A 5,542-nucleotide genomic window follows, 5' to 3' on the forward strand; every position below is an offset into this window, starting at 1 on the left:
CCCGCCATGCGCGACACGCCCGAGAGCGCGGCACCGCGGGCCCGCCACCGGGCCGCCGTGCCCAGCCGCCGGTGCGCGGCGATCGCCGCTTCACCGAGGACGCAGTGCCACGTGATCGCCGTCGGCACCGCGAGATCGAGGGCCAGGTTCGCCATGTCGGCGGCGAACGGCGAGACCACGCCCATGTGCACGTGGGCGACGTCGAACGTGCGCAGTTCGTCGCGAATGATGCTGGGCGCCACCGGATTCACCGGCAGCGCGAACGGCAAGGGCAGCGTGACCCGGTGCACGATCACCCCCGAGTCCGCCGCGACCGTGACATTGCGCAGCCGCAGGCGGGGCCGGCTCTCCGGGGTTGCCGTATAGACGTGTACCTCGTGCCCCGCCGCAGCCAGCTGCCGGCCGAGGTCGCGCACCTGGGTCTCGATCCCGCCCAGCCGCGGCGGGTAGCAATCGGAGAGCAGCGCGATCTTCATGGCCCCCACAGCTTGCCACGAGGCACCGATTGCGAGCGGGAGCGCGCGGCATACGGGAGGATGGGGGCATGACCACGAGCCGGCCGTCCGGGGGGAGGCGCACGCTCGTGGCCTTTCACGCCCACCCCGACGACGAGGCGCTGCTCACCGCCGGCACGATGGCCAAGGCGGCTGCGGCAGGGCACCGGGTGGTGCTCGTCCTCGCCACCAATGGTGATCTGGGACTGACGGATTCGGCGACTCGGGCGCGCGACCTGGGCGCGCAACGGCTGGCCGAGGCGCGACAAAGCGCAGACGAGCTCGGGGTGTCGCGCGTGGAGTGGCTCGGCTACGCCGACTCGGGGATGGGCCCCGAGCTGTATGCTGATCCGCCCGGCCGGACCCGCTTCGTGCGGGCGCCCGTGGCCGAGGCGGCGCAGCGGCTCGCCGTGCTGCTGCGCGAGGAATCGGCCGATGTGCTGTTGTCGTATGACGCGCGCGGCGGCTACGGGCACCGTGACCACGTGCGGGTTCACGAGGTCGCTGCGGCGGCGGCACGCCTCGCCGGCACGCCCCGGGTGCTGGAGGCGACGATCCCGCGAGATCTGCTCGCCGCGGCGGTGCGCCTGTCCGCCAGGGTCTATCGCTATCCGCCCGAATTCGACATTGAGGGTTTCTGCTCGGCCTTCAGTGCCCGCCGTGACATCACCCATCGGATCGACGTGCTGCGCTTTGCGGCAGCCAAGCGCGCGGCGATGCGCGCGCACGCATCGCAGGCGCTGGCCGACGGGGCCGACCGCACGCTGGCGGCGTTCCTGCGGATCCCGCGGCCGGCATACGACCTGATCTTCGGCCGGGAGTGGTTCCGCGACCCGGCGCACCCGGCCGGCGCGGGCGTCGCACGCGACATCTTCGCGGGGCTGCCATGAGCACCGCTCGCGAGACGGCTCGCGATTCCGCGGCCCGGCCCCACTTCGGCCGCACGCAACTCTTGCAGGCTGCTGCGGGCCTGGCCCTCTCGGCCGCCCTGCTGATCTGGGGCCTGCCGCGCTTCGCCCAGACGAGTTGGCACGAGGTCTGGGCCGTGCTGACCACCATCACCGTGGGCAACGCCCTGATCTTCCTCGGGCTGGTGCTCCTCGGGTTGTGGAGCTACACCCTGACCCTGTCGGCGTCGATGCCGGGGCTGAGCCATCCGCGGGCCCTGGTCATGAATGTCTGCGGATCCTCGGTGAGCAACCTGCTCCCCGGGGGCGGGGCGGTGGGACTGGCGGCGACCTACGCGATCGCCCGATCGTGGGGCATCTCGCGGCGCGTGGTGTCGACGTCCGCGATCGTGACCGGGGTGTGGAACACCCTGGCCCGGATCGCGTTGCCGCTCATCGCCATTGCCGCGCTGACCATCGGCCGGGTCGGGATGACACCGGTGCTGCGCGATGCCGCGATCGCGGCGATGATCAGCGGCACCGTCGTCGTGGTCCTCTTCGTGGGGGCGCTGGCTTCGGAGCGGGTGGCGCGGCGGGTCGGGCGCGGCCTCGACCGGCTGTTGGCGCCGTTGACCAGGCGGACCAAGCGCACGATGACGATCGACGCGCTGGTGACCGACCTGCGCTCGCGCATCCTGCACATCGTCGCCAAGGGCTGGCTGCCCATGACGCTGGGCCTCGCCGGCTACTTCGGCTTCTACTACCTCACCTTCGTCGCGATCATGCGCAATACCGGTGTCGAGCTCTTCCACGGCGAACTGTTCGCCGCGTTCGCCATCGGCCGGCTGCTCACCGCCGTCGGGATCACCCCCGGCGGGATGGGCGTGACCGAGACCGGCACCGCCGCCGCCCTCGTGGCCTGGGGCGCCGCCCCCGCCGAGGCGACGGCCGGCGTCGTCCTCTTCTCGATCTTCACCCACCTGATGGAAGTCCCCCTCGGCGCCCTCGGCTGGCTGGCTTGGAGCGTCATACCCAAAGCCACCGAGCCCGACCTGACCGACCCCGACCCACCGCCCGACCTCCCCCGATCCCGGTGCACACCAACCGGATCCGAGTAACCTCTGCTAACAGAGGTTCGTCAAATCAGCAGACCTCCCTAGGTGTGCCGATTTCAGTAACATCTGCTAGCAGAGGTTCCTTGGGCTTGGTCCGGGGTCCGCGGCCGGGGCGGGTAGGCCGCGGGGGTCAGCCGACGAGCCGGCGGACCTGGCGGGTGCGGGCCTGGTCGGCGAAGGCATCGTCGAGGGTGCCGGGCTCGAAGGGGCGGCCGGTGGCGAGTTCGGCGGCATAGCCGATGAGCGCATCGGCGAAAGCCGGGTTGGCGGGCAGGATCGGGCCGTGCAGGTAGGTGCCGACGACATTGCCGGTGCGGGCGCCCTCGGTCTGGTCCTCGCCGTTGTTGCCGAACCCGGACCGCACGGTGCCGAAGGGCGCCTGCCCGGATCCCAACCGCGTCGAGCCGGAATGGTTCTCGTAGCCCACGACATCGCCGAAGTCGGTGGACAGGACGACCGGCCCGATCATCCGCTTGGCGTTGCCCTGCGTGGTCACGTCGAGGATGCCGAGGCCGGGGAGGCGCTTGCCTTCGACGGTGACGAAGGCGTTGCCGAAGAGCTGGTACATGCCGCAGATCATCAGCATCGGGGTGCCGGCGGCGGCGAGTTCGCTCAGCCGGGGTGCGATGACCTCGAGGTCGGCCTCGACCCGGGCCTGCCCGGAGTCCTGGCCGCCGCCGCCGAGGACGAGATGGGCCTGCTCCGGAAAGGGCGCACCCGGGTGATGCTGGTGCAGCACAGGCGAATAGCCGTGCCGCGTCAGGCGCGAGACCATCGCGCGGGTGTTGCCCAGGTCGCCGTAGATGCTCATCTCCCGCGGATAGAGATGGACGACGTGCACCTCGCCCTTGGTCGACTCCTCGCTCATGACGTGGCCTCCTCCCCGAAGGCGGGCAGATCGTAGCGCTCGGCCAGGATGCGGCGCAGCGTCATCATCGCCGTGTAGGTGCAGAAGATCCGGGCCGGCTGGCCGTCGCGGGCCGCGAGGAAGCGATCGAGCGCCGCCGCCAGGTCGGGCTCGACGGCATCGACCGCCACCTCGTCATACTGCAGTCGCAGCGCCATGTCGTAGGCCCGCACCCCCGACGTCAACGCCACCCCGATCGTGCGCAGCGACTCGAACGAGACGTCATAGAGCCACGAGACGTCGCGGCCGTCGGCGTAATTGTCGTTGATGGCGATCATCGTGCGCACCGGCGTCGAGCCATAGGTCGACAGGGCGACGGTGAACCCGGCGGGGTTCTTGACGAGCACCAGTTCCAGCGGCGCGCCGTCGGCGTCGATCACCTCACCGCGGCCGAAGGGCGCCGTCACGGACGCCAGCGCCGACGCCGCCCGCACCGGATCGAACGACCCGCCGAGCAGCTGTCGCGCCATGGCGGTGGCCGCCGTCGCGTTGATCATCGCCGCCAGCCCGCGCTGCTTGAGTTCGACCGGCCCGACGCTGCCGCCGACCCCGTCAGCACCGAGGAGGATGACGAAGGCGCGCTCGTCACGCGGCTTGAGCAGCACGTCGCCCGCACCCGCCGGCGGCACGACATAGTCATCGTCGAGGCGCGTGTCCTGCTCCATCAGCTCAGGCAGCCGGTGGGCGATCGACGCGTCGACACCGAAATAGTCCACGCGCACACCGGTTTTCACGCCATCGGCGCTGCGCGCGACGAAGGAGTCGTCCCGGTTGATCACCACGCCGGTCGAGGTGCGCGACGCGAGTTGCGCCAGCAGCTTCGCCGTGTGGTCGATCTCCGCGAACCGGTCGAGCTGGTCGCGAGCGACGTTCAACAGGAGCGCATGCGTCGGGGTGACAGCGTCGGCGAACTTCAGCGCGTGCGCCTCGTCGAGCTCGAGCACGGCCATGTCGGCCACCGGTCTGCCGCGCAGCCCGACCTCGCCCAGCAGCGCCGAGATCACGCCGCGCGTGAAGTTGCTGCCCGTGGGATTGGTGAAGACGCTGTGCCCGTGGGCGCGCAGGAGGGCGACGAGCATGCGCGTGGTCGTCGTCTTGCCGTTGGTGCCGGAGACGACGACGATGCCGTCCGGCAGGCCGCCGAGGGCGTGTCCGAGGATCTTCGGGTCGATGCGTTCGGCCACGAGTCCGGGCATGGCCGAGCCGCCGCCGCGGCGTCTGGCCACGGCGCGCGCGAGCTTGCCCGCAGCGATCGCGGCTGATGTGCGCAGCATTCGAGAACCCTATGTCACCCCGCGAAGGGCTCTCGCGACCCCGCCTCGCCGGAGCCGCGCGCGTCGAGTTCGGCGTTGACGTCGCTGGCGTACCGCGCGGAACGCTCCTGCCCCGACATGGCCCCGATCGAATCCATCACGGCATCGGTGATCGCCCGCAGCAGCGCCGCCTTGGTGAATTGTGCTTGCAGCGCAGCGACATCGATCGCCGGCCCGAACTGCACCGTCACCTTCGTCGGCCGCAGCACTCGCGCGTCCGGCGGCTGCAGCTTGTCGGTGCCGATGAGCGCGCACGGCACGATCGGCGCTCCCGTCGACAGCGCCAGCCTCGCGACTCCCGTGCGGCCCTTGTGCAGGCGTCCGTCCCGCGACCGCGTGCCCTCCGGATAGATCCCGAACGCCCCGCCGGCACCCAGCACCCGCTCGGCCAGGTGCAGCGACTCGGCGGCGGCCCGCGCGTCGGTGCGCTCGACCGGGATGGTCCCGAACGAGCGGAACCAGGCCCGCATCAACGCGCCCTTGACCCCCGTGCCGTGGAAGTACTCCGCCTTGCCGAGGAAGCTCACCCGCCGCCCCGACGCCAGCGGGATGACCATCGAATCACTGAACGACAGGTGGTTGCTCGCGATGATCGCCGGGCTGCCCTCGGGCGGAATGTGTTCGCGCCCAACGACAGTCGGGCGTGCCAGCGCATAGAACGCTGGCCCGATCACCACATAGCGCATCACGCCGTCGAGGAGCGCGTTGCCCTCCCCCACCGGGTGGCCAGCGGTCATGTCTCCCCCTCCGTATGCGGTCGGGTGGTCGTGTGCGGTCCGGTCGCCGTATGCGGCGTGGTGGTCGTAGGCGGTCCGGTCACCACCGC

Annotated in this window: 6 protein-coding genes; 2 read left to right on the forward strand and 4 right to left on the reverse strand. The window is 71.1% G+C overall.

What is annotated here, in order from left to right; all coding sequences use genetic code 11:
- Nucleotides 1-476, reverse strand: a 476-nt coding sequence (locus BN11_RS23900) for a glycosyltransferase (RefSeq protein ID WP_048698723.1), incomplete at its 3' end; no start/stop codon positions are given.
- A 68-nt stretch (nt 477-544) separates the two neighbouring features.
- Between BN11_RS23900 and BN11_RS14325 the strand changes: the two genes are divergently transcribed.
- Together BN11_RS14325 and BN11_RS14330 are read left to right on the forward strand one after the other, a co-directional pair.
- Nucleotides 545-1,384: a PIG-L deacetylase family protein gene (locus BN11_RS14325; RefSeq protein ID WP_048698726.1), complete on the forward strand. Its 840-nt coding sequence runs from the start codon at nt 545-547 to the stop codon at nt 1,382-1,384.
- Complete coding sequence (locus BN11_RS14330; RefSeq protein ID WP_048698729.1) at nt 1,381-2,499, forward strand: lysylphosphatidylglycerol synthase transmembrane domain-containing protein; 1,119 nt, start codon at nt 1,381-1,383, stop codon at nt 2,497-2,499. The genes BN11_RS14325 and BN11_RS14330 overlap by 4 nt, the downstream gene beginning before the upstream one ends.
- Before the next feature lie 127 nt (nt 2,500-2,626).
- On the opposite strand, the gene BN11_RS14335 is transcribed toward BN11_RS14330, so the two are convergent.
- The 3 genes from BN11_RS14335 to BN11_RS14345 form a co-directional block, all read right to left on the reverse strand.
- Complete coding sequence (locus tag BN11_RS14335; RefSeq protein WP_048698732.1) at nt 2,627-3,364, reverse strand: type 1 glutamine amidotransferase; 738 nt, start codon at nt 3,362-3,364, stop codon at nt 2,627-2,629.
- The gene (locus tag BN11_RS14340) at nt 3,361-4,677 is read right to left on the reverse strand and encodes a Mur ligase family protein (RefSeq protein ID WP_048698737.1); all 1,317 of its coding nucleotides are present in this window, start codon (nt 4,675-4,677) and stop codon (nt 3,361-3,363) included. Before BN11_RS14340 ends, BN11_RS14335 begins: the two co-directional genes overlap by 4 nt.
- Nucleotides 4,678-4,691: 14 nt before the next feature.
- On the reverse strand, nt 4,692-5,542 hold an 851-nt coding region (locus BN11_RS14345), incomplete at its 5' end, for a lysophospholipid acyltransferase family protein (RefSeq protein WP_327152868.1).

The sequence above is a fragment of the Nostocoides australiense Ben110 genome, from assembly GCF_001050535.1.
GTDB classification, from domain to species: domain Bacteria; phylum Actinomycetota; class Actinomycetes; order Actinomycetales; family Dermatophilaceae; genus Nostocoides_A; species Nostocoides_A australiense.